The 22,504-nt window shown below is 31.4% G+C and carries 22 protein-coding genes and 1 other annotated feature; all 22 genes read right to left on the bottom strand.

All coding sequences use genetic code 11. The annotated features are described in order from the left end of the window. Positions 1–185 precede the first annotated feature (185 nt). The gene (gene sigK / locus CLCOS_RS16565; RefSeq protein WP_013237891.1) at positions 186–887 is read right to left on the bottom strand and encodes an RNA polymerase sporulation sigma factor SigK; all 702 of its coding nucleotides are present in this window, start codon (positions 885–887) and stop codon (positions 186–188) included. 82 nt (positions 888–969) lie between these two features. After that, entirely contained in the window at positions 970–2,634 is a 1,665-nt protein-coding gene (locus CLCOS_RS16570) for a penicillin-binding transpeptidase domain-containing protein (protein ID WP_063602472.1), read from the bottom strand. 84 nt (positions 2,635–2,718) lie between these two features. Then, positions 2,719–3,945 (bottom strand): peptidase U32 family protein, encoded by a 1,227-nt coding sequence (locus tag CLCOS_RS16575; protein WP_063602473.1) that lies wholly within the window; start codon positions 3,943–3,945, stop codon positions 2,719–2,721. Position 3,946: 1 nt separating this feature from the next. Continuing rightward, entirely contained in the window at positions 3,947–4,594 is a 648-nt protein-coding gene (locus CLCOS_RS16580; RefSeq protein ID WP_013237888.1) for an O-methyltransferase, read from the bottom strand. Positions 4,595–4,651: 57 nt separating this feature from the next. Next, positions 4,652–6,475 (bottom strand): translational GTPase TypA, encoded by a 1,824-nt coding sequence (typA, locus tag CLCOS_RS16585; protein WP_013237887.1) that lies wholly within the window; start codon positions 6,473–6,475, stop codon positions 4,652–4,654. Between the two features lie 174 nt (positions 6,476–6,649). After that, positions 6,650–7,009 (bottom strand): YlbF family regulator, encoded by a 360-nt coding sequence (locus CLCOS_RS16590; protein WP_013237886.1) that lies wholly within the window; start codon positions 7,007–7,009, stop codon positions 6,650–6,652. A 34-nt stretch (positions 7,010–7,043) separates the two neighbouring features. After that, entirely contained in the window at positions 7,044–8,711 is a 1,668-nt protein-coding gene (locus CLCOS_RS16595) for a ribonuclease J (RefSeq protein WP_063602474.1), read from the bottom strand. A 39-nt stretch (positions 8,712–8,750) separates the two neighbouring features. Beyond that, a complete protein-coding gene (locus CLCOS_RS16600) occupies positions 8,751–9,209 on the bottom strand; it encodes a Fur family transcriptional regulator (protein WP_013237884.1) in 459 nt (152 codons plus the stop codon). 234 nt (positions 9,210–9,443) lie between these two features. Further along, positions 9,444–9,704 carry a DUF1292 domain-containing protein gene (locus CLCOS_RS16605; RefSeq protein ID WP_063602475.1) on the bottom strand — a complete coding sequence of 87 codons (261 nt, stop codon included), beginning with the start codon at positions 9,702–9,704 and terminating at the stop codon, positions 9,444–9,446. A 177-nt stretch (positions 9,705–9,881) separates the two neighbouring features. Next, positions 9,882–10,295 carry a Holliday junction resolvase RuvX gene (ruvX, locus tag CLCOS_RS16610; protein ID WP_013237882.1) on the bottom strand — a complete coding sequence of 138 codons (414 nt, stop codon included), beginning with the start codon at positions 10,293–10,295 and terminating at the stop codon, positions 9,882–9,884. A gap of 63 nt (positions 10,296–10,358) precedes the next feature. Then, positions 10,359–10,610 carry an IreB family regulatory phosphoprotein gene (locus CLCOS_RS16615; RefSeq protein ID WP_013237881.1) on the bottom strand — a complete coding sequence of 84 codons (252 nt, stop codon included), beginning with the start codon at positions 10,608–10,610 and terminating at the stop codon, positions 10,359–10,361. 61 nt (positions 10,611–10,671) lie between these two features. Beyond that, positions 10,672–13,311: an alanine--tRNA ligase gene (gene alaS / locus CLCOS_RS16620; protein WP_063602476.1), complete on the bottom strand. Its 2,640-nt coding sequence runs from the start codon at positions 13,309–13,311 to the stop codon at positions 10,672–10,674. Positions 13,312–13,399: 88 nt separating this feature from the next. Continuing rightward, positions 13,400–13,587: a binding site (T-box leader), on the bottom strand. A gap of 95 nt (positions 13,588–13,682) precedes the next feature. Next, positions 13,683–14,762 carry an AI-2E family transporter gene (locus CLCOS_RS16625; protein ID WP_242867038.1) on the bottom strand — a complete coding sequence of 360 codons (1,080 nt, stop codon included), beginning with the start codon at positions 14,760–14,762 and terminating at the stop codon, positions 13,683–13,685. Positions 14,763–14,797: 35 nt separating this feature from the next. Beyond that, the gene (locus tag CLCOS_RS16630; protein WP_063602478.1) at positions 14,798–15,304 is read right to left on the bottom strand and encodes a PRC-barrel domain-containing protein; all 507 of its coding nucleotides are present in this window, start codon (positions 15,302–15,304) and stop codon (positions 14,798–14,800) included. Between the two features lie 150 nt (positions 15,305–15,454). Further along, positions 15,455–15,883 carry a Fe-S cluster assembly scaffold protein NifU gene (gene nifU / locus CLCOS_RS16635; protein ID WP_153042952.1) on the bottom strand — a complete coding sequence of 143 codons (429 nt, stop codon included), beginning with the start codon at positions 15,881–15,883 and terminating at the stop codon, positions 15,455–15,457. Further along, positions 15,883–17,091 carry a cysteine desulfurase NifS gene (gene nifS / locus CLCOS_RS16640; protein ID WP_013237876.1) on the bottom strand — a complete coding sequence of 403 codons (1,209 nt, stop codon included), beginning with the start codon at positions 17,089–17,091 and terminating at the stop codon, positions 15,883–15,885. Before nifS ends, nifU begins: the two co-directional genes overlap by 1 nt. Next, positions 17,092–17,538, bottom strand: a complete 447-nt coding sequence (locus CLCOS_RS16645) for an RrF2 family transcriptional regulator (protein ID WP_013237875.1) — start codon at positions 17,536–17,538, stop codon at positions 17,092–17,094. It lies immediately after the preceding gene. A 215-nt stretch (positions 17,539–17,753) separates the two neighbouring features. Continuing rightward, a complete protein-coding gene (locus CLCOS_RS16650; RefSeq protein ID WP_013237874.1) occupies positions 17,754–18,731 on the bottom strand; it encodes a dipeptidase in 978 nt (325 codons plus the stop codon). Positions 18,732–18,764: 33 nt separating this feature from the next. Continuing rightward, a complete protein-coding gene (locus CLCOS_RS16655) occupies positions 18,765–19,517 on the bottom strand; it encodes an ABC transporter ATP-binding protein (protein ID WP_063602480.1) in 753 nt (250 codons plus the stop codon). Next, positions 19,517–20,473, bottom strand: coding sequence for an ABC transporter ATP-binding protein (locus tag CLCOS_RS16660; RefSeq protein ID WP_063602481.1), 957 nt, complete (start codon positions 20,471–20,473; stop codon positions 19,517–19,519). The genes CLCOS_RS16655 and CLCOS_RS16660 overlap by 1 nt, the downstream gene beginning before the upstream one ends. A 12-nt stretch (positions 20,474–20,485) precedes the next feature. Next, the gene (locus CLCOS_RS16665; RefSeq protein ID WP_063602482.1) at positions 20,486–21,367 is read right to left on the bottom strand and encodes an ABC transporter permease subunit; all 882 of its coding nucleotides are present in this window, start codon (positions 21,365–21,367) and stop codon (positions 20,486–20,488) included. Between the two features lie 11 nt (positions 21,368–21,378). Continuing rightward, complete coding sequence (locus tag CLCOS_RS16670) at positions 21,379–22,383, bottom strand: ABC transporter permease (protein WP_063602483.1); 1,005 nt, start codon at positions 22,381–22,383, stop codon at positions 21,379–21,381. Positions 22,384–22,504: the final 121 nt, after the last annotated feature.

Consider the following 22,504-nt stretch of genomic DNA (forward strand, 5'->3'; position numbering starts at 1 on the left):
AAATTATATTATACCTTATTATATTCGTCATTTATGTCTACTTTTTTATAAACAATTTTACTTTTGACCAAAGTTATTTACGATTGTCAAAAAATGAAATAAATTCCATTTGTATTTACATAAAATTGTATAAAAATACATAATGGAATTTATTAAAACCTTTACTCTATAAGTTTCATCCAAAATTATCCTGTCCCATAATTTAATTCTTTGTATAACTTTTTTAAAGCTTTTTTTTCAATTCTTGATACATAAGATCTTGATATTCCTAATAGCTTAGCTATCTCTCTTTGGGTCCTTGGTTTTCCTTCCAAGAGGCCATATCGCATTTCCACAACGCTTTTTTCCCTTTCAGATAAACAAGTGTTTATTTTAGAATATAATTTTTTTACCTGTAATTTTTGTTCTACAATCTCAATTATAGAACCTTCATCACTACTGAGAACATCCATAAGAGATATTTCATTTCCTTCTTTATCAACACCAATAGGATCTTCTAAGTATACTTCATTTCTAATTTTTTTATTATTTCTTATAAGCATCAATATCTCATTTTCTATACACTTTGCTGCATATGTTGCTAGTCTAGTTCCCTTAGACATATCAAAAGAATCTATTGCTTTAATAAGCCCAACAGTTCCAATTGAAATTAATTCATCTACTTCTTTACTAGGATATGAATACTTTTTTACAATATGTGCTACTAGTCTTAAATTTCTCTCCACTAAAATACTTTTAGCAAGCAAATCTCCCTGCTCTAATTTTTTGAGATAATATTCTTCTTCTTCATCACTTAAGGGTTGTGGAAATGAACTACTATTTGTAACGTAAGCCGTCATAAATACTACATTTCCCAGGATATCTAATAAGCAATTTGTTAAAAACACTTGTTGCTCCTCCTAACAGTGCTTATTAATATACTATGAATATATTTTAAAAAAGTGCACACATAAATAAATTTATTTAATTTCACTTTAAATATTGCTGTACTTTCAAAATTATATTTTTAAAAATAGGAGCTGCAGTATTTCCTCCGCTTTCGCTGTCTTTATTTATATCTTCAACAAAAACTACCATCGAATAATATCTTCCATTTGCTTTAAAGAAACCGGAAAACCATCCATCTGAATGTTCCTGTGCAGTTTTGCTGCTGTCAGTGAGTTCCACTCTCTGTGTGCTTCCAGTCTTTCCTCCTACTTCCTGATTGTTCATATACGCTGATTTTGCTGTACCCATATCAACTACATTTATCATCTGCTTCTTCATTTCCTCTGCTGTAGATTTCTCAATTACAGAATAACTTGTAGTATTAACTTGTTCTGTAACATTATTTTTATCATCTACGTAACTATCTACTATATACGGTTTAACATATACTCCATCATTTATAACTGTATTAGGTATGCTTATAGCTTCCAGTGGAGTTATTCTTACATTTTGACCTATAGCTGCAAGTCCCAGGCTTCCATCACTATAACTTGGATTTTTCACCTCAAATCGGCCCTCTTTTTCACTATCCAAATTTAACACTTTTTGAAACAATCCTTGAGATTTTGCATTGTCATAAAAATTGTTAAATCCAACCTTATTTCCTATTTGAGAAAATACATCATTACATGACAGTGTAAGTGCTCCCTCTGGAGTCAAAGTTCCGTGATGGGACTCATCTTTTTCTTCATAAAGTCCTCTACATGTAAACTTATCATTTACACTTATCATATTCTTATCGAGTCCTGCTTCCTCCACTAAAACTTTGAATATAGATCCAGGGAAAAATCCATGATTAGTAGAAACCCCTAAATTTACATTTGGCTTATTATCATCTTTCTGCACCAGAGCTTTTATTTTTCCCGTACTTGCCTCCATTAAAACTACCCCAATCTGCCCATAGTTTTTATTTTCGCTGCTATTTAACACTTCTTTTATTTTATCTTCTATATCTTTATCTACAGTCAACCTAACATTTACATTATTTTTAGGTAAATTGGTCTTTTTCCCTATTATATTTCCATTTACATCCCTCTCAAATACTACCTGAGGTTTTTCGTTATTCTTAGTTTTATTATATATCTGCATTTCCAAAGAACTCCCAGATTTCATCTTATTATCCTTAGTTCTTCTAGGGTTTTCAAGTAAATTTTCTATGCTCCACACTCCACTCCTATTTAATGGGGAGTATATATAGGTATAAAATCCATTTACACCTTTTATATCTTTTAGTTTATTATATGTACTCTCGTCAATTTCATAATATACTTTTTGACTGCTATTTAGCACAGCTATCTTAGATAAATCATAGCTACTATTATAATTTCTAAGAGTGTATACAAGTGTCAAAACTTTCTCTGAATCTGCATTTTGATTATCTTTTAAAAACACTTCTGGCAGTATTACAACATAATATTTCTTATTGTAACTCATAAGCTGTCTTCCATAAGAATCAAATAATTTGTAATTGGCATCTGTAAGATCTTCTTTATAGGAATACTGAGCATCCGCCATTACACTTAATTTGTTCCACCCAAAATATTGAACCTTTATTATTTTAAAATATAGTACTGAAAATATTAAAATAATTACTATAAATAAAAAACACTGTCTTTTTCTAATTACATTTCTATTAATCTCAAACATAAAAAAACACCTCATCTAGACTAAAATTTTGTCCAAAATAAGGTGTTTTATTCATAATTTTATCATTTTTACCATACTTATTTTTTATTTATCACTTTTTGCTTTTAAAAGCATATCTCCCTTTTCCATCTTGTTACTTACTTTAGCTGTAAATATCATTTGGGCTACAGGTGCCGATTCTATTTTTTCTCCCTTTTCATTTCTCATGTCATAAAGGCGTATGCAAAAGCCATCACCTTTAGGTCTAAGCACTTCTACTTCATCTTCATTAAGAACCTTATTCCTCTGTTCTATAACAGCTCTTTCTTCAAGGCTATCATAATCTTTCACTATTCCTACTATATCATAATTTCTTATATATGAAGAGGTCTCATATACCTGTTTGCCCGGATCTCCAAAATAAAATCCAGTATAATATACTCTATGGCTTGCTTTCATTAAATCATCCAACCATACTTTTTTAAATTTATATGAATCTGGATTTTCAAAATAAGCATCTATCGCTCTTCGATAGGCTTTTACTACAGTAGCCACATAATATGAACTCTTCATTCTTCCTTCTATTTTTAATGAATTTATGCCACTCTTAACTAGTTCAGGAATATGATCTATCATACATAAATCTTTAGAATTTAATATATAAGCTCCTCTATCATCTTCAAATACCGGGAAGTATTCCCCTTGCCTTTTTTCTTCCATCAAATAATATTTATATCTGCATGGCTGGGCACATTGACCTCTATTGGCATCTCTTCCTGTCATATAATTTGAAAGTACACATCTACCAGAATAGGACATACACATTGCACCATGAACAAAAGCCTCTATTTCGCAACTCTCCGGTAAATGGCATCGTATCTCATTTATTTCTTTAAGCGATAACTCTCTTGCAAGTACTATTCTCTTTACTCCTTGGTTGTGCCAAAACATAGCTGATTTCCAATTCACATTATTGGCTTGAGTACTTAAATGAAGTTCTAAGTTAGGAACGACTTCTTTTGCAGTCATTATTATTCCTGGATCAGATACAAGTATTGCATCTGATCCTAATTCGTATAATTTTTTTAAGTAATCTTCCATTCCCACTAAATCTTCATTATGAGGGAACACATTTACAGTTACAAATACCTTTTTACCCCTTTTATGAGCATACTCTATTCCCTCTTCTAATTCATTATCTTCAAAATTATCCGCAAAAGCTCTTAAATTCAGCTTGCTGCCTCCAAGATAAACTGCATCAGCACCAAAGTTTATAGCTGTCTTCAGCTTTTCAAGATTACCAGCTGGTGCTAGAAGTTCTGGTTTTTTCATCTTAATTCCTCCTCACTGTAACAGCTATACCATCTCCCATAGGTATAATTGATGTTATAAATTTATCATGATCAGATATTGTATTTAAGTACTCTCTCATTCTTTTTACTATAGTTATCTTTCTTCTTTTCACCAATTCATCTGAAGCAATCATTCCTCTAAATAATGCATTATCTGCTACTATCATGCCTTCTTCATTTAAAAGTTTTAAACAATAAGGTAAAAAATGATTATAGTGTGCTTTGCCTGCATCCATAAATATAAAATCATATTGTTCCTGCATAGTTTTAAGTACTTCCAGGCAGTCTCCTTCTATAATGTCAATGTGCTGCTCAAATTTATATTTTTTCACATTTTCCCTGGCGATTTCTATCATGTGCTTATCTCTTTCAACTGTTGTTATATGACTTTTTTTATGGGAACTTAAGCTCATGAGAATAGCAGAGTAACCAATTGCTGTTCCAAGCTCCAAAATTTTTAAGGGCTTTTTCATAGTTATCATAAGTTCTAAAAATCTTGCCACTTCTTTATGAACTATTGGAACAGAATTTAATCTAGCATACTCTTCCATCTCCTTTAATATTCCATCATGTTCTCCTATCAATGATCTTATATAATTTTCCATGTATTCATATGCAACACCGCTCATTTTTTCCTCCAAAATAACTTCAAATTAAATAGTTATTCTTATGTGTAAAAGCTTTTACTATTTTCTCCTTGCAGCCTTTTTTCTAAGATCTGTATTTAATATTCTCTTTCTCATTCTTATACTCTTAGGAGTAATCTCCACTAATTCATCCGATGCTATAAACTCTAGTGATTTTTCAAGACTCATTTTGTTTACAGGAACTAACTTTAATGCATCATCCGCACTTGAAGTTCTTGTATTTGTCAAATGCTTCTTTTTACATACATTTACCTCTATATCCTCAGCTCTTGAACATTCACCAGCTATCATTCCTTCGTATACTTCTGTTCCTGGCTCTATAAAAAGAGTTCCTCTTTCCTGAGCATTAAAAAGTCCATAAGTTATAGCAGTACCTGGTTCGAATACTACGAGTGATCCTCTTGTTCTTTCTGGTATGTCTCCTTTGTATTCTTCATAACTATCTAATACATGGTTCATTATTCCATTTCCCTTGGTATCTGTCATAAATTCATTTCTGAATCCAATAAGTCCCCTTGCTGGTATTTTAAATTCCAGTCTTGTATACCCATTAACTGCAGAAGTCATATTTACCATTTCAGCTTTTCTAGGTCCAAGCTTTTCCATAACAATTCCCATAAATTCTTCAGGTACATCTATAGTCAAATATTCAATAGGTTCTAATTTTTTTCCATTCTCTTCTTTATATATAACTGTTGGTTTTGAAACTTGAAATTCATAGCCTTCTCTTCTCATAGTTTCTATTAAAACTGAAAGATGTAGTTCTCCTCTGCCGCTTACTTTAAAGCAATCTGCTGAGTCAGTTTCTTCTACTTTAAGGGCAACATTTGTTTCAAGCTCCTTCATGAGTCTATCTCTCAAATGTCTTGAAGTTACATAATCTCCTTCTCTTCCAGCAAAAGGTGAATCATTTACCATAAAGTTCATATTCAATGTAGGTTCGTCTATCTCTACAAAAGGAAGTGCTTCTGGTTCTGAAGCATCTGCTATAGTTTCACCTATATTTATATCAGGAATACCTGATACAGCAACTATATCACCAAGTTTTGCCTCATCTACCTCTTTCTTTTTGAGTCCATCATAAACATAAAGATTAGACACTTTTACATTCTCTATTTTATTTCCTTTTCTTATAAGTGCAACCTGCTCATTTTTCTTTATACTTCCTCTTGTTATTTTTCCTACACCTATTCTACCTACATATTCATTATGATCTATAGTTGTAATTAGCATTTGAAGTGGCATATCTAAATATCCCTGAGGTGGAGCAACATTTTCTATTATTGCATCAAATAAAGGTTCCATATTATCTGATTCATCTTCCATCTCTTTTTTAGCAAACCCTGCTTTTGAAGAACAATAAACTACAGGGAAGTCAAGCTGTTCATCATTAGCACCTAACTCTATAAATAAATCAAAAATTTCATCCAGTACTTCAGAAGGTCTTGCATCAGACTTATCTATTTTATTTATAACAACTATTGGCTTTAATTTTAATTCCAACGCCTTTTTCAAAACAAATTTTGTCTGAGGCATAGGTCCCTCATAAGCATCTACTAATAATAAAACACTATCTACCATTTCAAGTACACGTTCTACTTCTCCTCCAAAATCTGCATGGCCCGGTGTGTCTACTATATTTATTTTAATTCCTTTATGCATTACAGAAGTATTCTTTGATAGTATAGTAATACCTCTTTCCTTTTCAAGATCATTTGAGTCCATGACTCTCTCTTCAACTTTTTCATTTGATCTAAATATATTGCTTTGTCTTAATAATGCATCTACCAATGTGGTCTTACCATGATCGACATGGGCTATTATTGCCACATTTCTTATATCATTTCTTGTAAACAAATTCATTATTACTCCTCCAATTTTACACTTAAACTGACTAAACATATTAAAATTCTGAATAAATACTCAAAAAAATTGGATACTTCCCTGTATCCAATTTAAAGTAACATATTTATTTTAATATCATAGTGTTAAAAAGTCAACTTTCTAAACATCATTCTAATGGTTTTCACGTAAAAACTATTTTTTATTTTTACCTGTTCCAAAAGAAAAGTCTATTCCTATGGCATCATTTAGCACCTTTAATATATTCTGCCACATAATACTGAATCTCTGTTCTGTCTGTATATACTTATTTACAGATGGATTCATAGATACTACAGAACCTATATCTTTAAATTTTTGTTTAGTTTTCTCAGAGACCTCTCCATTTTGCATTTGCTCTGAATAAGCCTCCATTTGTATTTTCCTAAAGTCATCTAACATTTTTATATTTGCTTCACTTTTTTCTATTTCCTTACTTGCCTCTCTTAATGCAGTCACTTCTTCACAGTTTTTAAGCTCTGCTGCAAGCTCACTTGCTTTATCGCATATACTCATTTCAACCATCCTCCTTAGACAATATTTCAAAACATTATATTTCCATAATTATAGGTAATATCATTGGTTTTCTCTTTGTCTTTTCGTATAAGAATGATCTGAGGACTTCTTTTACATTTGATTTTATACTTGCCCATTCAGTAATGTGTTTCTCCTCACATTCATTTAATGCACCTCGTACAAGTTCCTTTGCTTCTTCCATTAAATCTTCTGATTCTCTTACATATACAAATCCCCTGGATATTATATCAGGACCAGCAATAACGGTGCCAGTTTGTTTTTCAATGGTAATTACTACTGTAAGTATACCGTCTTGTGAAAGATGTCTTCTATCTCTCAAAACTATATTTCCAACATCCCCCACTCCAAGTCCATCTACAAATATCTGTCCAGATACTACTGTACCCGTTTTCTTTATAGAGTCTCTGGAAACTTCTATTACATCTCCATTATCTGCTATAATTATATTGTTTGAAGGCATTCCTAAGCTTACGGCAAGGTCTTTATGCTGCTTCAAATGCCTGTATTCTCCATGCACTGGCATAAAAAATTTAGGTTTTACAAGAGTATGAATTAATTTTAATTCTTCCTGACAGGCATGACCTGAAACGTGCACATCTGCCAGTGCTTCATATATTACTTCTGCTCCCTTTTTAAACAGTTGATTTATAACTCCAGAAACTAATTTTTCATTTCCAGGTATAGGATTTGCTGAAATTATTATTGTATCTCCTGGAATAATATTTACTTTCTTATGTTCGGAAGCTGCCATCCTGGAAAGAGCTGACATAGGTTCGCCTTGACTTCCAGTAGTTATTATAACTATTCTATTACCAGGATATCTATTTATATTATCTATATTAATAAGAGTATTTTTTTTAATGTCTATATATCCCAAGTTCATAGCTACTTCCATTATATTTTCCATACTTCTCCCGGAAATTGCAACTTTCCTGTCATATTTTTCAGCAGCAGTAATTACCTGCTGTATTCTATGAATATTAGAGGCAAATGTAGCCACTATTATTCTACTTTTTGCAAGTGAGAAAAACTTTTGAAAAGTTGTTCCTACAGTTCTTTCAGACATAGTGTACCCCGGTCTTTCTACATTAGTACTATCTGCTAACATAAGGATTACACCTTTTTTACCTAGTTCTGCAAGCCTAGCAAAATCAATTACACTTCCATCAATGGGTGTATAATCTACCTTAAAATCGCCAGTATGAAATATAATACCTATTGGTGTATGTATTGCAAGGGCAGTTGAATCAGCTATACTGTGGCTAGTTCTTATAAATTCCACAGACATACTATCCAATTTAATTACGTCCTTTGCCTTTACACACTTTAATTTTACTACATCATTTAAGTTATGTTCCCTTAACTTACTCTCAACAATACCCAGGGTTAACTTCGTACCGTACACAGGAACATTGATTTCTTTTAGCACATAAGGTAACGCTCCTATATGGTCTTCATGTCCATGAGTTAAAAATATTCCTCTCACCCTGTCAATATTCTTTTTTAAATAAGTAATATCGGGTATAACTATATCTATGCCCAGCATATCTGCATCCGGGAAACTCATGCCACAATCAATTACTATTATGTCATTTTTATACTCTATTACTGTAAGATTCTTTCCTATTTCACCTAGACCACCTAATGGAATGACTTTTACTTTATCTTTTTCTTTACGCAAAAAAATCTTCCCTCCTTTTTATATTTTAGTTTTTTATACTTATTTTGATTTTTTTGTACATTTATTACATATGCCATAAAATTTTAAACTATGGTTTAAAATTTTAAAATCATACTTTTCTTCTATCTTTTTTTCTAAAGGTTCCAATAAATCATCCGTTACTTCAATTATCTTAGAACATTTAGTACATATTAAATGATGATGCTGATGGTTTTCTTCTTCATGCACTATTTCGTATCTATTGCATCCATCCTCCAAATCCAATTTACATATAACGCCTATATCCTCTAAAAGCTGTACTGTCCTGTAAACTGTAGCCAAACCAATTTCAGGGCATTCACTCTTAACCTGATCATATATTTCTTCTGTAGTAAGGTGTTTTCCTTCATTTCTTATTATAATATCAACTACAGCACGCCTCTGCGGCGTAAGTTTATATCCTTTTTCTTTTAAGCTATTTTTTAATCTCTCTATTTCTGAAGAGGAAAGTTTTGGCATTACTATACCCCATTTCAACCTAAATTTGTCCCATGACAACCTTCTCTACTGCTTCACTGTGTGTAACGGTAGTGTTATAGATAGCAGCCATCGGATAAAAACATTGTTTAAAAATTACAATACTATAAGTTTAATATAGTATAAAGTTATTGTCAATTGAAAATCAATTAATATAAAAGCTAAAGGCTAAAAGCTACCTAAGCCACAGCTTTTAGCCTCTAGCTTTTATATTAACTAAGCTTCATTTCCAAATAAACTTTCATAAACTTCTAAAACCTTATCAAATTCATCCTCATCTTCTACTGTTACAAGAACTTCTTCTCCATTATCATCTTTTACTATTTTAAGTGCTATAGCTGTATCTTCATCAACACATTCTTCAGGTACCGCAATTATATATTCTTCTTCTTTTATATCAAATTTAGTAACCACCTGAAACTTAACCTTTTTTCCATTTTCATCTTCTAATATTAAATCTGCTGCGTTATTATCCATATTGAGTTTTCCTTTCTTTTAAATCCAGATTTATTCAATAACTACTCTCTTTAACACTTAACGATACTTTGCAAAAACCCTTCACAAAAATTATAGATTTTAGTTTTCTGATTTTTTCAAGTCTATGATAAAGAGATACTATATCCCTAAATAAGTTCAAACAATTTTCACTTGATACTATTTTGAAATACTATCCAAATATCCTTGAAGTATATAAATAGCTGCCATCTTATCTACTATTTTTTTTCTCTTTGCCCTAGATAAATCTCCCTCTATCATAGCCCTATGAGCTGCTACAGTAGTTAATCTTTCATCCCACATCTTTATGGGTACTTTTATACTTTGCTCTATAACCTTGCAAAAACTCAACACTTTTTCACTCTGAAGACCTAACGTACCATTCATATTTTTAGGAAGCCCAGAAACAATACATTCTACACCGTATTTTTCACATATAGACTTTAATTCCTCAATATCCTTTTCCTGATTCTTTCTTCTCACAGTAGTGATTCCCTGTGCCGTTATCCCAAGTGGGTCACTTAGTGCCACTCCTATAGTTCTGTCACCTATATCCAATCCGAGTATTCTCAAATCTTCACTCTCCTACTTTATATTATTCTCATATTTAAAATAAAAATGTCCATAAGGACATTTTTATTTTATGTCTAAGTATGCTTTTAAGACTTCTTCAAGTATTTCATCTCTCTCAAGCTTCCTAACCAATGACCTTGCTCCATTATAATTTGTTATATACGTTGGATCACCAGAAATCAAGTATCCCACTAATTGATTTACTGGATTATAGCCTTTTTTAATTAGCGAATCATAAACCTCAGTTAATATTTCTTTTGTCAATGCTTTTTTACTTTCAGAAATGTCAAACTGAATAGTATTATCGTTGCTCATATATATCACCCCGCTAACATTCTAATAAATATATTATAAAACATATTTCATAAAATGTATACTACTTAACTAATTTTGTAATAATTGTATTACTTTTTCCTATAGCTTCTTGTAACTTATCTGGAAGTCTTCCTCCTGCTTGAGCCATATCAGGTCTTCCTCCACCGCCGCCACCTGTAATGGCTGCAACTTCCTTTATGATTTTTCCACAATGTATTCCACTTTTTACTGCTTCTTTAGTTGCCATAGCTACAAGCTGCACTTTTCCTCCTATGCTGCTTCCAAGCAAAACTACACAATTTTCAGATTTACTCCTGATTTTATCAGCCAATTCCCTAAGAGAATTTCCATCTACATCTTTCAATATACCTGTAAATAGATCTATTCCTCCTATTTTCTCTACTGACTTTAAAATATCGTCTTCTGCACTTCCTGCAACTTTCAATTTTAATTCTTCAATTTCTTTTTCCAATTCTTTCAGTTCACTAGATTGCAAATCCAATTTATGAACAATTTCTTTTTCAGAACATTTCAGTTTGCTTGATATTTCTCTTAGTATATCACTTTTTGAATTAACATATTCAGCAGCCATCTTACCTGTAACTGCTTCTATTCTTCTTATACCAGCTGCTATTCCAGTTTCAGAAGTTATTTTAAACAAGCCTATCTCTCCAGAATTACTTACATGAGTACCTCCACAAAGTTCCTTGCTGAAATTTCCTACGGAAACTACCCTTACTTCATCCTTATATTTGTTGTCGAAAAGTGCTATTGCACCACTTTCTTTGGCTTCCTCTAAGGACATTATAGTTGTTTTTACAGGATAAACTTTCATTATACTTTCATTTACCAAATTTTCAATATTCCTTAATTTTTCATAGCTTACAGCTTCAAAATGATTAAAATCAAACCTTAGTCTAGCTTCATCTACATAAGAACCAGACTGATGTACCTGTTCTCCTAAAACTTGTTTTAAAGCAGAATCTAATAGATGAGTTGCAGTATGATTTTTTCTTATATTACTTCTTCTATCCTCGTCTACACTCAGTTCAATTGTATCCTCCAAATTTATACTTCCTGAAATAACCTTAACAAAATGTAGTACCTTTCCTGCTAGGTTTTTCTTACAATCTAAAACTTCTCCTTTGAAATTTTCACTAAATACAGTTCCCTTGTCTCCTACCTGGCCTCCCATTTCAGCATAAAAAGGCGTATTAGCAGTTATAATAACTCCTTCTTCTCCTTCGTTTAAAACAGATACAAATTCTTCATCTTTTACAATTAATTTAACTTTGGAACTGGATTTTAATCTATCATACCCTTCAAATACCGTATTTATTTCAAAAGGAATTTTATTTAATACAGTATTTTCTGCTCCCATATAATTGGTCTCTGCTCTAGCAGATCTTGCTCTTTCCCTCTGATCTTTCATATTCTGATTGAATTCATCTAAATCCACAGTCATTCCTTTTTCTTCTAATATTTCTTGGGTAAGTTCTATAGGAAAACCATAAGTGTCATACAATTTAAATGCCTTTTCACCCTCAAGTACAGTATTTTTATTTGACTTTAAATCAGATATAAAGTCATTTAAAATTTGCATTCCACTATCTATAGTTTCATCAAATCTTTCCTCTTCTAGCTTTATAATCTTTTTTATATACTCTTCTTTTTCCTTCAATTCAGGATAATTTCCGCAAGAATTGTTTATGACAACTTCTGTAAGTTTATACAAAAATCCTTCCTTAATACCAAGGGACTTTCCATGCTTTGCAGCCCTTCTTAAAAGTCTTCTAAGCACATACCCGCGGCCTTCATTAGATGGAAGTATTCCATCACTTATCATAAATGTAACGCTTCTCACATGATCTGTTATTATTCTCATGGACATATCGCTTTTTTCATTTTTACTATATTCTATACCAGCCATATTGCTAACTTCTTTTAATATAGAATTTATAGTATCCACTTCAAATATACTGTTTTTACCCTGCATTATAGTTGCCATTCTTTCAAGACCCATACCCGTATCTATATTTGGATGAGAAAGCTTATTGTAGTTTCCCTCTTCATCTTTATCAAATTGTGTAAATACCAAATTCCAAAATTCAACTACCCTGTCACTATCACCTGCTTTTACAAATTCATCTACTGTAGTTATCTTTCCTTCGCCTCTATCATAGTGAATCTCCGAACAAGGTCCACAGGGTCCTGCTCCATGTTCCCAAAAATTATCTTCTTTTCCTAGTCTGAATATTCTAGATGGATCTATGTCCGTCTTTTTCACCCATATATCATAAGCTTCATCGTCATCTAAATATATAGTGACATATAATTTATCTTTAGGAATCTTTAAAACATCAGTAGTAAATTCCCAAGCCCAAGGAATTACTTCTTCTTTGAAATAATCTCCAAATGAAAAATTTCCAAGCATCTCAAAAAAGGTACCATGTCTGGATGTTTTCCCAACATTTTCAATATCCCCTGTTCTTATACATTTCTGACAGGTAGTCACCCTTTTTCTAGGTGGAACCTTCAATCCTGTAAAATAGGGTTTAAGAGGTGCCATTCCTGCATTTATAAGAAGTAAGCTCTTATCATTATTGGGCACTAAAGAAAAACTTGGCATTCTCAAATGCCCCTTCTTTTCAAAAAAACTTAAATACATCTCTCTAATTTGATTTAATCCTAACTTTTCCATATGTATCTCTCCTCTTCACTCATATGTAATCAAATTTTATCATCTTATTATGTAAAAAATAATTTTAATTAAAAAGCTTCCATCCCTGAAAAGGGACGAAAGCTGAATCCGCGGTACCACCCTAATTAAACAGATATATAAAACAAAAAACCTGTATCTCTTAAATTATATGTTATGACTCATAGATAGCTTCAATATATATTATAAGAAGTTTACACCATCCACTCCCTCTCTTTATATAATAAAATATTTACTTTTTCTATTCATTGCCTATATTCCATTATGATACAAATTATAATTTAAATACACTTTTATGTCAATATTGTAGCCTTTTATAGTACCTTATACTAATCAAAAATTAAAAATGGTCCTTAAAACATATAGTAATTCAGATCCTCATATATAACTTTAACTACAACTCCAAAAGGTACTGCTAATACCATTCCAATAAATCCTGATACCTTTCCTCCAACTATTAATAGGAGAATGACTATAAGAGGATGCATATCTATGCTATCTCCCGTGACCTTAGGCGATAGTATGTTTCCTTCTATCTGCTGCAGAAGATAAAGCCATACCGCTGTCCATAAAGCCGTTTGTGGAGATTTTATAAGGGCTATAACTATAGCCGGGAGAGCTCCAAATATAGGTCCAAAATAAGGTATTATGTTAAAGAACGCATTTAATATAGATAATATTATAGGAAATTCCACCTTTAAAAATATAAGTATAAAAAAAGTAGCTATTCCCACAAGGGCGCTCAATATGAGCTGACTTGCTATATATCGTCCTAATATCTTATCTGCATGGCAACATATTTTTCTAATAGGTTTTCTACTATTTACAGGGAATGCCGAAAGCAAACTTTCATTTATACATTTATCATCAGCTAAAAAATAATAAGTTATTATTGGTATAACTACTAAATACAATATATTTTCTCCCATATTCATTAAGAAATCAAATATTTTAACAAATACAGAAGCAATTTCACCGTCAATCCTTCTATTTAAATTATTTACTAATAAGTGCATTGTCCTATTGCCCTGGATTAACTTTAGTTTTGCATAAAACTTGTCTATTAATGTCTGAATACTGGCGGCAGTGGCATTTAACTTTAAGCTTTCCTTAAATAAAGATGGTATAAGAAGGGCAAATGTAGAAACAACTAGTAAAATCAGTATACCTATTATAATAATAGCACTAACTTTTTTATTTACTCCAGCATTAACCATTTTTATTTCTATAGGTTTTAGAGTATAGGCTATTAAAAAAGATATAAAAATCAAATATAACATTTCCCTTAATACAGAACTTTTAGCAACAAGCAAAGCAACAGCTGTAAATATAGCTATTATAAGTACATATTTGGCGGCAGAATTTTTACTAATATTCATCACATCATCTTCCACAATTTTAATTATATCTGAGTATTTTCCTTTCTTAGGCATTTTCAAAGAAATAACCAGTCGGTATATATACTAACCTATTTTCTTTCAGATGCCTTATCTGAGTTAAATAGTGCATGGGGAGAATTGAAAAATTTTAAATTCTCTTTTTTTCCTCTGTAAAATAAGTTCTCTTCTCCTAAAGTCAAATCATCTATAAGCAATATTTTTTTTCCTTTTATAAAATTATTTATAAATCCAGTGGAGAGTATAACTGCCTTTATACAAAAGCTTCCTTCATCAAATAGTATATCTTCCACCATTCCTATTAAACATCCTTTTTCATCCACTACATTCATTCTCTTTACATCATTAAATTGAAAATACTTATCCTTATTTACATTAGTAACAACTATTACAGATGTTAAACTCACTACATCCTTTATAAATACGTTTAAACTTTTTTTAAATATATTGTTAGGAGTTATAACAAATCCATTTACTTGTTTTTTGTTAAAATCCAAAAATATATCACTTATAAACCCCAGTAGATTTCCCGAAAGATTTACCGCATCCATAAATATAAAATCTCTTATTCTATACAAAGATATCACCTTAATTTAAAAATATATACCTGTAGTTTATCCAAAAAATAAAAATATAACCCCATAAAGAGGTTATATTTTTATTTAGTAAACAAAGTTAAAATTCTATATATTACAGAAAACCTACTTAATATATTATCTAAATTATTATTAATTTCCATGAACATGTTCGTGAATAGTTTCAGAATGATTTTTAGTTGCCCATGGTTCAAGTCCCTGTGACTCTCTATAATCGTTTATTGCCTTATGAATAGCTTCTTCTGCTAAAACAGAACAATGCATCTTTACTGGTGGAAGTCCATCCAGTGCCTCTGCAACTGCCTTGTTAGTAAGCTCCCATGCATCTTCTACTGTTTTTCCTTTTATAAGTTCAGTTGCCATACTGGAAGATGCTATAGCAGATCCGCATCCAAAAGTCTTAAATTTTATATCTTTTATCACATCATCTTCAACTTTTATATATATCTTCATTATATCTCCACATTGTGGATTTCCAACTTCTCCAACACCATTTGCATCCGGAATTTCACCTACATTTCTAGGGTGTCTAAAGTGATCCATAACCTTTTCGCTGTACATCATAATTGTTCTACCTTCTCTCCTTTATTTTGTGTTTTAAGAAAGTCTTCCCAAAGCGGTGACATTGCCCTTCTTCTAGCTACTACCTTCGGAATTACCTGCAGTGCATAATCTACATCCTCTTCAGTAGTACCAGCACCTAAAGTTAATCTAAGGGAACCATGTGCCACTTCGTGAGGTAACCCTAAAGCTAAAAGTACATGTGACGGATCCAATGAAGCCGATGCACAAGCACTTCCTGTAGAAACAAATATACCTGCATCATTTAAATCTAGAAGCAAAGTTTCTCCTTCTATTCCTATAAAACTCAAATTAACATTTCCAGGAAGTCTCTTATCTCCACTAGGTCCATTTACTTTAGCATAAGGTATTTCTTCAACTAATCCTTTTGTAAGTTTATCCCTTAATTTACTAAGTCTTTTACTTTCTGTCTTCATTTCAGAAGTTGCTAATTCTATTGCTTTTCCTATTCCAACTATTCCTGGGACATTTTCAGTGGAAGCTCTCTTTCCTCTTTCCTGTGCACCACCATGTATCAGGCTTTCAATTTTTACTCCCTTTTTCAAATACATTGCTCCTATTCCCTTAGGTCCATAAAACTTATGTCCTGCCATAGAAAGAGCATCTATATTCATATCCTTTACATCTATGTTAACGTGTCCTATAGCTTGAACTGCATCTGTGTGAAAATATATCTTCTTTTCTCTACATATTTCACCTATTTCCTTTATAGGTTGAATGGTTCCCACTTCATTATTTGCAAACATTACAGATACAAGTATTGTAGTATCCTTAATTGCTTTTTTTAAATCTTCTAAATTTATAAATCCATACTCATCTACAGGTAAATAAGTAACTTCAAATCCATTCTTTTCAAGAAACTTACATGCATGTAAAATAGCATGATGTTCTATCTTAGTAGTTATTATATGATTTCCTTTATTTTTATTTGCAAAAGCTATTCCTTTTAATATCCAGTTATCACTTTCTGAGCCACCTGCTGTAAAAAATATTTCATTTTTATCTGCATTTATTGCCTTAGCCACTCTTTGCCTAGCTGTATTAATTGCCTCTCTTGGAACATCTGACATTGAATACAGTGAAGATGGGTTTCCAAAATTCTCAGTAAAATAAGGAATCATCTCTTGTAATACCTCGGGTTTTGTATAAGTAGTAGCTGAATAGTCCATGTAAACCTTCTTATTCATTTATATATCCCCTTTCGTTTTTTCTTGTTTCATTTGAATATAATCATCTACCATGTCTTGTAAAGTTGTAGACTTCATAACCTGTTCTATACTTTCTTTAATTCTACTCCATAAAAGCCTGGTAGCACAGCAATCCATATTACTGCAGGAATTTTCATTATTTTCATCTACACAATCTGAGATTTCTATAGGTCCTTCTAAAACTTTCATTATATCAGCTACAGTTATATCTTTGGGTTCTCTGTTTAAAATATACCCACCTTGTGCTCCCCTAATACTTTTTACTAAATTAGATTTTCTAAGGTTCGAAAATAGCTGTTCTAAATAGTATTCTGATATATTTTGTCTTTCCGATATACTTTTTATAGATGACGGCTCATCACTATAGTGAATAGCTAAATCTACCATAGCTTTTACCCCATATCTTCCTTTTGTGGATAGCTTCAATTCATCACTTCCTTAAATCAATGTGACTTAATACTGTAATTAATATTATAGTATCAAATCCGAGTAAAATTGTCAACAATAAAATGTGCATTTTTTACCTCTGATTATAATCATTTTTATTTTAACATGGAACTATTATATTAAATAAAAAACTAGTATAAAAAAGAGCTGTTCATAGCTATTCGAAAAATAGCTAATGCAACAACCCCCTGCCATTATACCAGTATATCTCTCACTATACGCTCCATATTTTTAAAAGCTATTTTTTCTAATTCATCATTTTTATATCCTCGCCTTTTTAGAATATTTAATAAATTAGGTATTTTTGAAGCATCTTCAATACCTTGCGTTTTTATATATTCTTCATCCTGAAGTGATTTAAGTGTCCTAGAATCTAAATAATTTCCAAAATCAAATCCAAATCCTACATGATCTATACCAATTTTATCTACTATATAATCCACATGATCTGCCAACTTTTCTGCGCATGGATGTTCATTATCTACAAAATCCACCCAGGAGTTAACTCCTATAACTCCGTTTCTTTCACCTATGGCTTTAATTTGATCATCTTTTAAATTTCTAATACTATTGCACAAATTATATGCGTTAGAATGTGAAGCTATAAATGGTTTTGTAGTATTCTCATATATATCCCAAAAAGTACTTTCATTTCCATGGGACACATCAATTATTATTCCTAATTTCTCCATTCTCTTTACTAATTCTACACCTTTTTTCGTAAGTCCCCTATCTTTATTTGAGCTTTTAACCCCTGTGGCAAATTCATTTTCCTCATTCCAAGTAAGCATAGCATGTCTAACTCCAAACCTATACATTGCATTTATAAGACTTATATCATCTCTAAGTCCACTTACACCTTCCATCCCCATTATTATTCCAATCCTATTCTCTTGATTTAATTTAATTAAATCACTATATTTATATACAATACCAGCGTATTCTCTCATATCTTCTATTTCTTCAGAAACAGCACCCATTATCTGAAGCGTTCTCCATGTACGATCTTTATTAACATAAAGGGGTTCAATCCATATTCCTAAAATTGAAGCTGCTACACCTCCTTTTTTTAATTCATCTATATGATAATTTTCTATAATATTTCTCTCACCTTTTAATCGTCTTATAGTAATATCCGTAAACATATCAGAATGTGCATCAAAAGCTTTCATTGCAATTTACCTCCAAGTTAGCTGTAATAATTTTTACTCCAATATACTAGAAATTAATCTTTTTGTATAATCATGTTTAGGACACTCAAATACCTCTTGTGAGTTTCCCATTTCAACAAATTGTCCTTTATACAAAACTCCTATCCTGCTGCTTATATACTTGACAACAGCCATATTATGCGAAATAAACAAATAAGTTATATTTTTTTCTTTTTGAATATCCTTTAATAAATTTAAAATTTGTGCTTGAACAGATACATCTAGTGCAGAAGTAGGTTCATCTAAAATTATAACTTCTGGATCTGTAATTATGGCCCTGGCAACAGCTATTCTCTGTCTTTGTCCGCCAGAAAATTCATGTGGATATCTATCTAAATGCTGTTCTTGAAGTCCAACACTTTTTATAAGTTTTGCAAGGTTTTCCCTAGATCCTTTTTCCTGTCTAATTAATTTCGGAAGTGCTAAAAGCGGTTCTGAAATTATACTCTTTATAGTCATCCTAGGATCAAGTGAAGAGCGTGGATCTTGAAATACAATTTGAATCTTTCCATACTCACCACAATTATATTTATTGTTTTTCCACAGTTTTCTATCTTTAAAAATCACATTACCTGATGAAGGCGAATGTATTCCTACTATTATATTGGCAATAGTTGACTTGCCAGATCCCGATTCACCAACCAGTCCAAAAGTTTCACCTTTATTTAATTTAAAAGAAACTCCTTTCAATGCAGAAAACTTGCCAAACACCTTTTTCAAATTTTTAATTTCTAAAATAGTTTCCATCACTTATCAACCTCCCAGCAATAAAAAACATGATCCTCTGAAGCTTTTTTTTGGGGCGGAGCCTCTTTCACGCATCTATCTGTTTTAAAAAGGCACCTAGAAGCAAATATACATCCCTTAGGTCTGCATCTAAGATCAGGTACTTCTCCCTTTATTTCTTGAAGCCTTATATCCGGATCAACTTTATCTGGAAGTGCATTTAGAAGTGCTTGTGTATATGGATGCTCTGGTTTTTCTAATACATCTTTCGTATATCCTCTTTCAAGTACTTTACCTCCATACATTACACAAACTTTATCACTTACAGCTCTTACTACACTAAAGTCATGTGTAATTAATAAAACAGCAGTATTTCTTTTTTTTACAAGTTCTTTCATTAAATTTAATATTTCAGCTTGTATAGTTACATCCAATGCAGTAGTAGGTTCATCTGCAATTAAAAGTTTAGGTTCATTACACATGGCAAGAGAAATAACTATTCTCTGTCTCATACCCCCTGAAAGTTCAAATGGGTATTTATTAGCTATATATTCAGGGTTTTCAAAATGAACATCCCTTAAATTTTTAAGCATTATTTCTGCTGCCTTTTCCTTGGATATTCCTGAATTTTGTATTATTACATTTAAAATTTGTTTTCCAACTTTCATTGTAGGATGAAGGGCAGTCATAGGTTCTTGAAAAACCATACCTATTTTTTTACCTCTATATTCTTGTATTTCTTTTCCTTTTAATTTTAAAAGATCAGTATTTTCAAACAGTACTTGTCCATTTTCTATATTGGAATTTTTATCTAAAAGTCCTAGTACAGAATAAGCTGAAACGGATTTACCTGATCCAGATTCTCCTACTATAGCAAGTATCTCACCTTCATTTACAGAAAAAGATACGTTGTCAAGTACATGGATTCTACCTTCAAAAGTATCAAAAGATATAGATAAGTTTTCTACATTTAACAAAACATTTTCCTCCTATCTCAAAGATTTAGGGTCAAGTACATCTCTTAGACCATCTCCTATTAGATTAAAACCAGTTGAAGCTAAAAAAACTGCAAGTCCAGGAAACGTAGGATACCACCATTGTTCAAGCATGTACTTAAATCCTGTACTTATCATAGTTCCCCATTCTGGAGTTGGCGGCTTTGCTCCAAGTCCCAAAAATCCTAGTGTTGCTACAAGTAAAATAGTATCTCCTAAATCCAAAGTAATCTGAATAATTATAGGAGTTATGGCATTTGGAATAATATGCCTAAGTATTATATATATATTAGATAATCCAAAGGTATTAGCTGCTTTTACATATAGGTTGTTTTTTAAAATAAGCGCTTCTCCTCTAGCTAATCTAACATACACAGGAATTTTTACTATAGCTATGGCAAGCATAACATTAAATAAACTAGATCCTAATATTGCAGCTATAACCATTGCAAGTATAAGAGTTGGAAATGCTAAAACCATGTCCATTAGTCTCATTATTATTTGGTCTACATATCCACCAAAATATCCGCATACAGATCCTATAAAAGCACCTATAAATCCTGCAGTAACAACTACACTTATTCCAGTTGTAAGAGATATTCGAGTTCCATAAATAATTCTCGTCAAAATATCACGCCCGACTTCATCTGTTCCAAATAAATGTTTTATACTTGGCGCTTGAAATCTGTCTAGTATATTCATTTTTGTAGGATCATAACTTGTTACATATGGTGCCAAAATAGCTAGCAATGCCATTATTATTATTATAGAAAATCCCAATATGGTCATTGGATTCTTTTTTATCTTATAAAAAATAATACTATTATTTTTAGTTTTTTTATTTGATATATCACTAACTCCTAGCTCTAAATTCATAAGTATTCCTCCTATCCCCTAGTCTGTGGATTCAAAAGCATATATAAAATATCAACTATCAAATTTATAAGAACATATCCTATTACAACTACAATAGTAAATCCCATTATAGATTGAAAGTCTAAAAATGCTATTGAATCAACTACATATTTACCCATTCCAGGCCAGTTAAATACAGTTTCTGTTACTACTGCTCCACCTAAAAGTCCTCCAAGTGATAATCCAACTACAGTTATTGTAGGAACTAATGCATTTCTAAGTGCATAAGATACAATTAAAAATTTTTCTTTTATACCATTTGCTCTAGCCGTTTTTATATATTCTTCATTTAAAACTTCAATCATGCTTGATCTAACTTGCCTTGTAATTGTTGCAAGTTGTGCATAAGATAAGACAATTGCTGGCAGTATGAGATGCCTTAAGGCGTCTTTAAATACTGCAAAGTTTCCAGTAAGCAAACTATCTATTGTTATAAGACCAGTTATTTTAGTATTAAAAACTACACCAAGGGATAATCGTCCTGAAGAAGGAAGTAAATTTAATTTTGAATAAAATATGAGTATTAAAATTATTCCTCCCCAAAATGCTGGAATAGAAACTCCTCCTATGCAGAAAATTCTTCCTAAATAATCAGTTAATGTGTTTTGTTTTAGACTTGTTAAAACACCTAATGGAATTCCCACTATAAGTGCTATTAAAAATGCATATAAAACTAATTCTAAAGTAGCTGGAAAATATGTTGCAAGATCTGATACAACTGGCTGTTGTGTTCTTATTGATATTCCTAAGTTTCCTGATAAAAGACCTTTCATATAAATGAAATACTGAACTATCAAAGGTTTATCTAATCCAAGTTGTTTTCTAATACTTATAAGTGTATCCTGTGAAGCTCTCTGTCCAGCCATCATTCTGGCTGGATCTCCTGGAATTACATGAGATAGGAAAAACACTATTATTGTAACTCCAAAAAGAACTAATATCATTGCTAGAAGTCTTTTTATAATAATCTTTTTCATATATTTCCTCCTAAACATCATGAAGCATATGTGTAATAAATTAAAAGTGACAAGTTTGCAAATGCAGTTTTTATAAACCTGTCACTTTTAATTTATTATTTGCAATTTATTATACTGTTAA

Source organism: Clostridium coskatii, assembly GCF_001675205.1.
GTDB classification, from domain to species: domain Bacteria; phylum Bacillota; class Clostridia; order Clostridiales; family Clostridiaceae; genus Clostridium_B; species Clostridium_B ljungdahlii.

Excerpts from the sequence above, each read along its gene's own strand:
- CLCOS_RS16605 (WP_063602475.1), bottom strand. The coding sequence starts at position 9,704 with ATGGATAATAACGCAGCAGATTTAATATTAGAAGATGAAAATGGAAAA.
- CLCOS_RS16650 (WP_013237874.1), bottom strand. The coding sequence starts at position 18,731 with ATGAAAGCTTTTGATGCACATTCTGATATGTTTACGGATATTACTATA.
- alaS (WP_063602476.1), bottom strand. The coding sequence starts at position 13,311 with ATGGAAAAGTTAGGATTAAATCAAATTAGAGAGATGTATTTAAGTTTT.
- CLCOS_RS16570 (WP_063602472.1), bottom strand. The coding sequence starts at position 2,634 with ATGTTTGAGATTAATAGAAATGTAATTAGAAAAAGACAGTGTTTTTTA.
- CLCOS_RS16665 (WP_063602482.1), bottom strand. The coding sequence starts at position 21,367 with ATGAATTTAGAGCTAGGAGTTAGTGATATATCAAATAAAAAAACTAAA.
- typA (WP_013237887.1), bottom strand. The coding sequence starts at position 6,475 with ATGAATTTGTTTACAAGAAATGATATAAGAAATGTGGCAATAATAGCC.
- CLCOS_RS16625 (WP_242867038.1), bottom strand. The coding sequence starts at position 14,762 with ATGCCTAAGAAAGGAAAATACTCAGATATAATTAAAATTGTGGAAGAT.
- CLCOS_RS16615 (WP_013237881.1), bottom strand. The coding sequence starts at position 10,610 with ATGAGCAACGATAATACTATTCAGTTTGACATTTCTGAAAGTAAAAAA.
- nifU (WP_153042952.1), bottom strand. The coding sequence starts at position 15,883 with ATGTACAGCGAAAAGGTTATGGATCACTTTAGACACCCTAGAAATGTA.
- CLCOS_RS16580 (WP_013237888.1), bottom strand. The coding sequence starts at position 4,594 with ATGAGCGGTGTTGCATATGAATACATGGAAAATTATATAAGATCATTG.
- CLCOS_RS16590 (WP_013237886.1), bottom strand. The coding sequence starts at position 7,009 with ATGAGTATATGCGATAAAGCAAGTGAGCTTGCAGCAGAGCTTAAAAAC.
- nifS (WP_013237876.1), bottom strand. The coding sequence starts at position 17,091 with ATGAATAAGAAGGTTTACATGGACTATTCAGCTACTACTTATACAAAA.
- CLCOS_RS16575 (WP_063602473.1), bottom strand. The coding sequence starts at position 3,945 with ATGAAAAAACCAGAACTTCTAGCACCAGCTGGTAATCTTGAAAAGCTG.
- CLCOS_RS16655 (WP_063602480.1), bottom strand. The coding sequence starts at position 19,517 with ATGGAAACTATTTTAGAAATTAAAAATTTGAAAAAGGTGTTTGGCAAG.
- CLCOS_RS16670 (WP_063602483.1), bottom strand. The coding sequence starts at position 22,383 with ATGAAAAAGATTATTATAAAAAGACTTCTAGCAATGATATTAGTTCTT.
- CLCOS_RS16600 (WP_013237884.1), bottom strand. The coding sequence starts at position 9,209 with ATGCCAAAACTTTCCTCTTCAGAAATAGAGAGATTAAAAAATAGCTTA.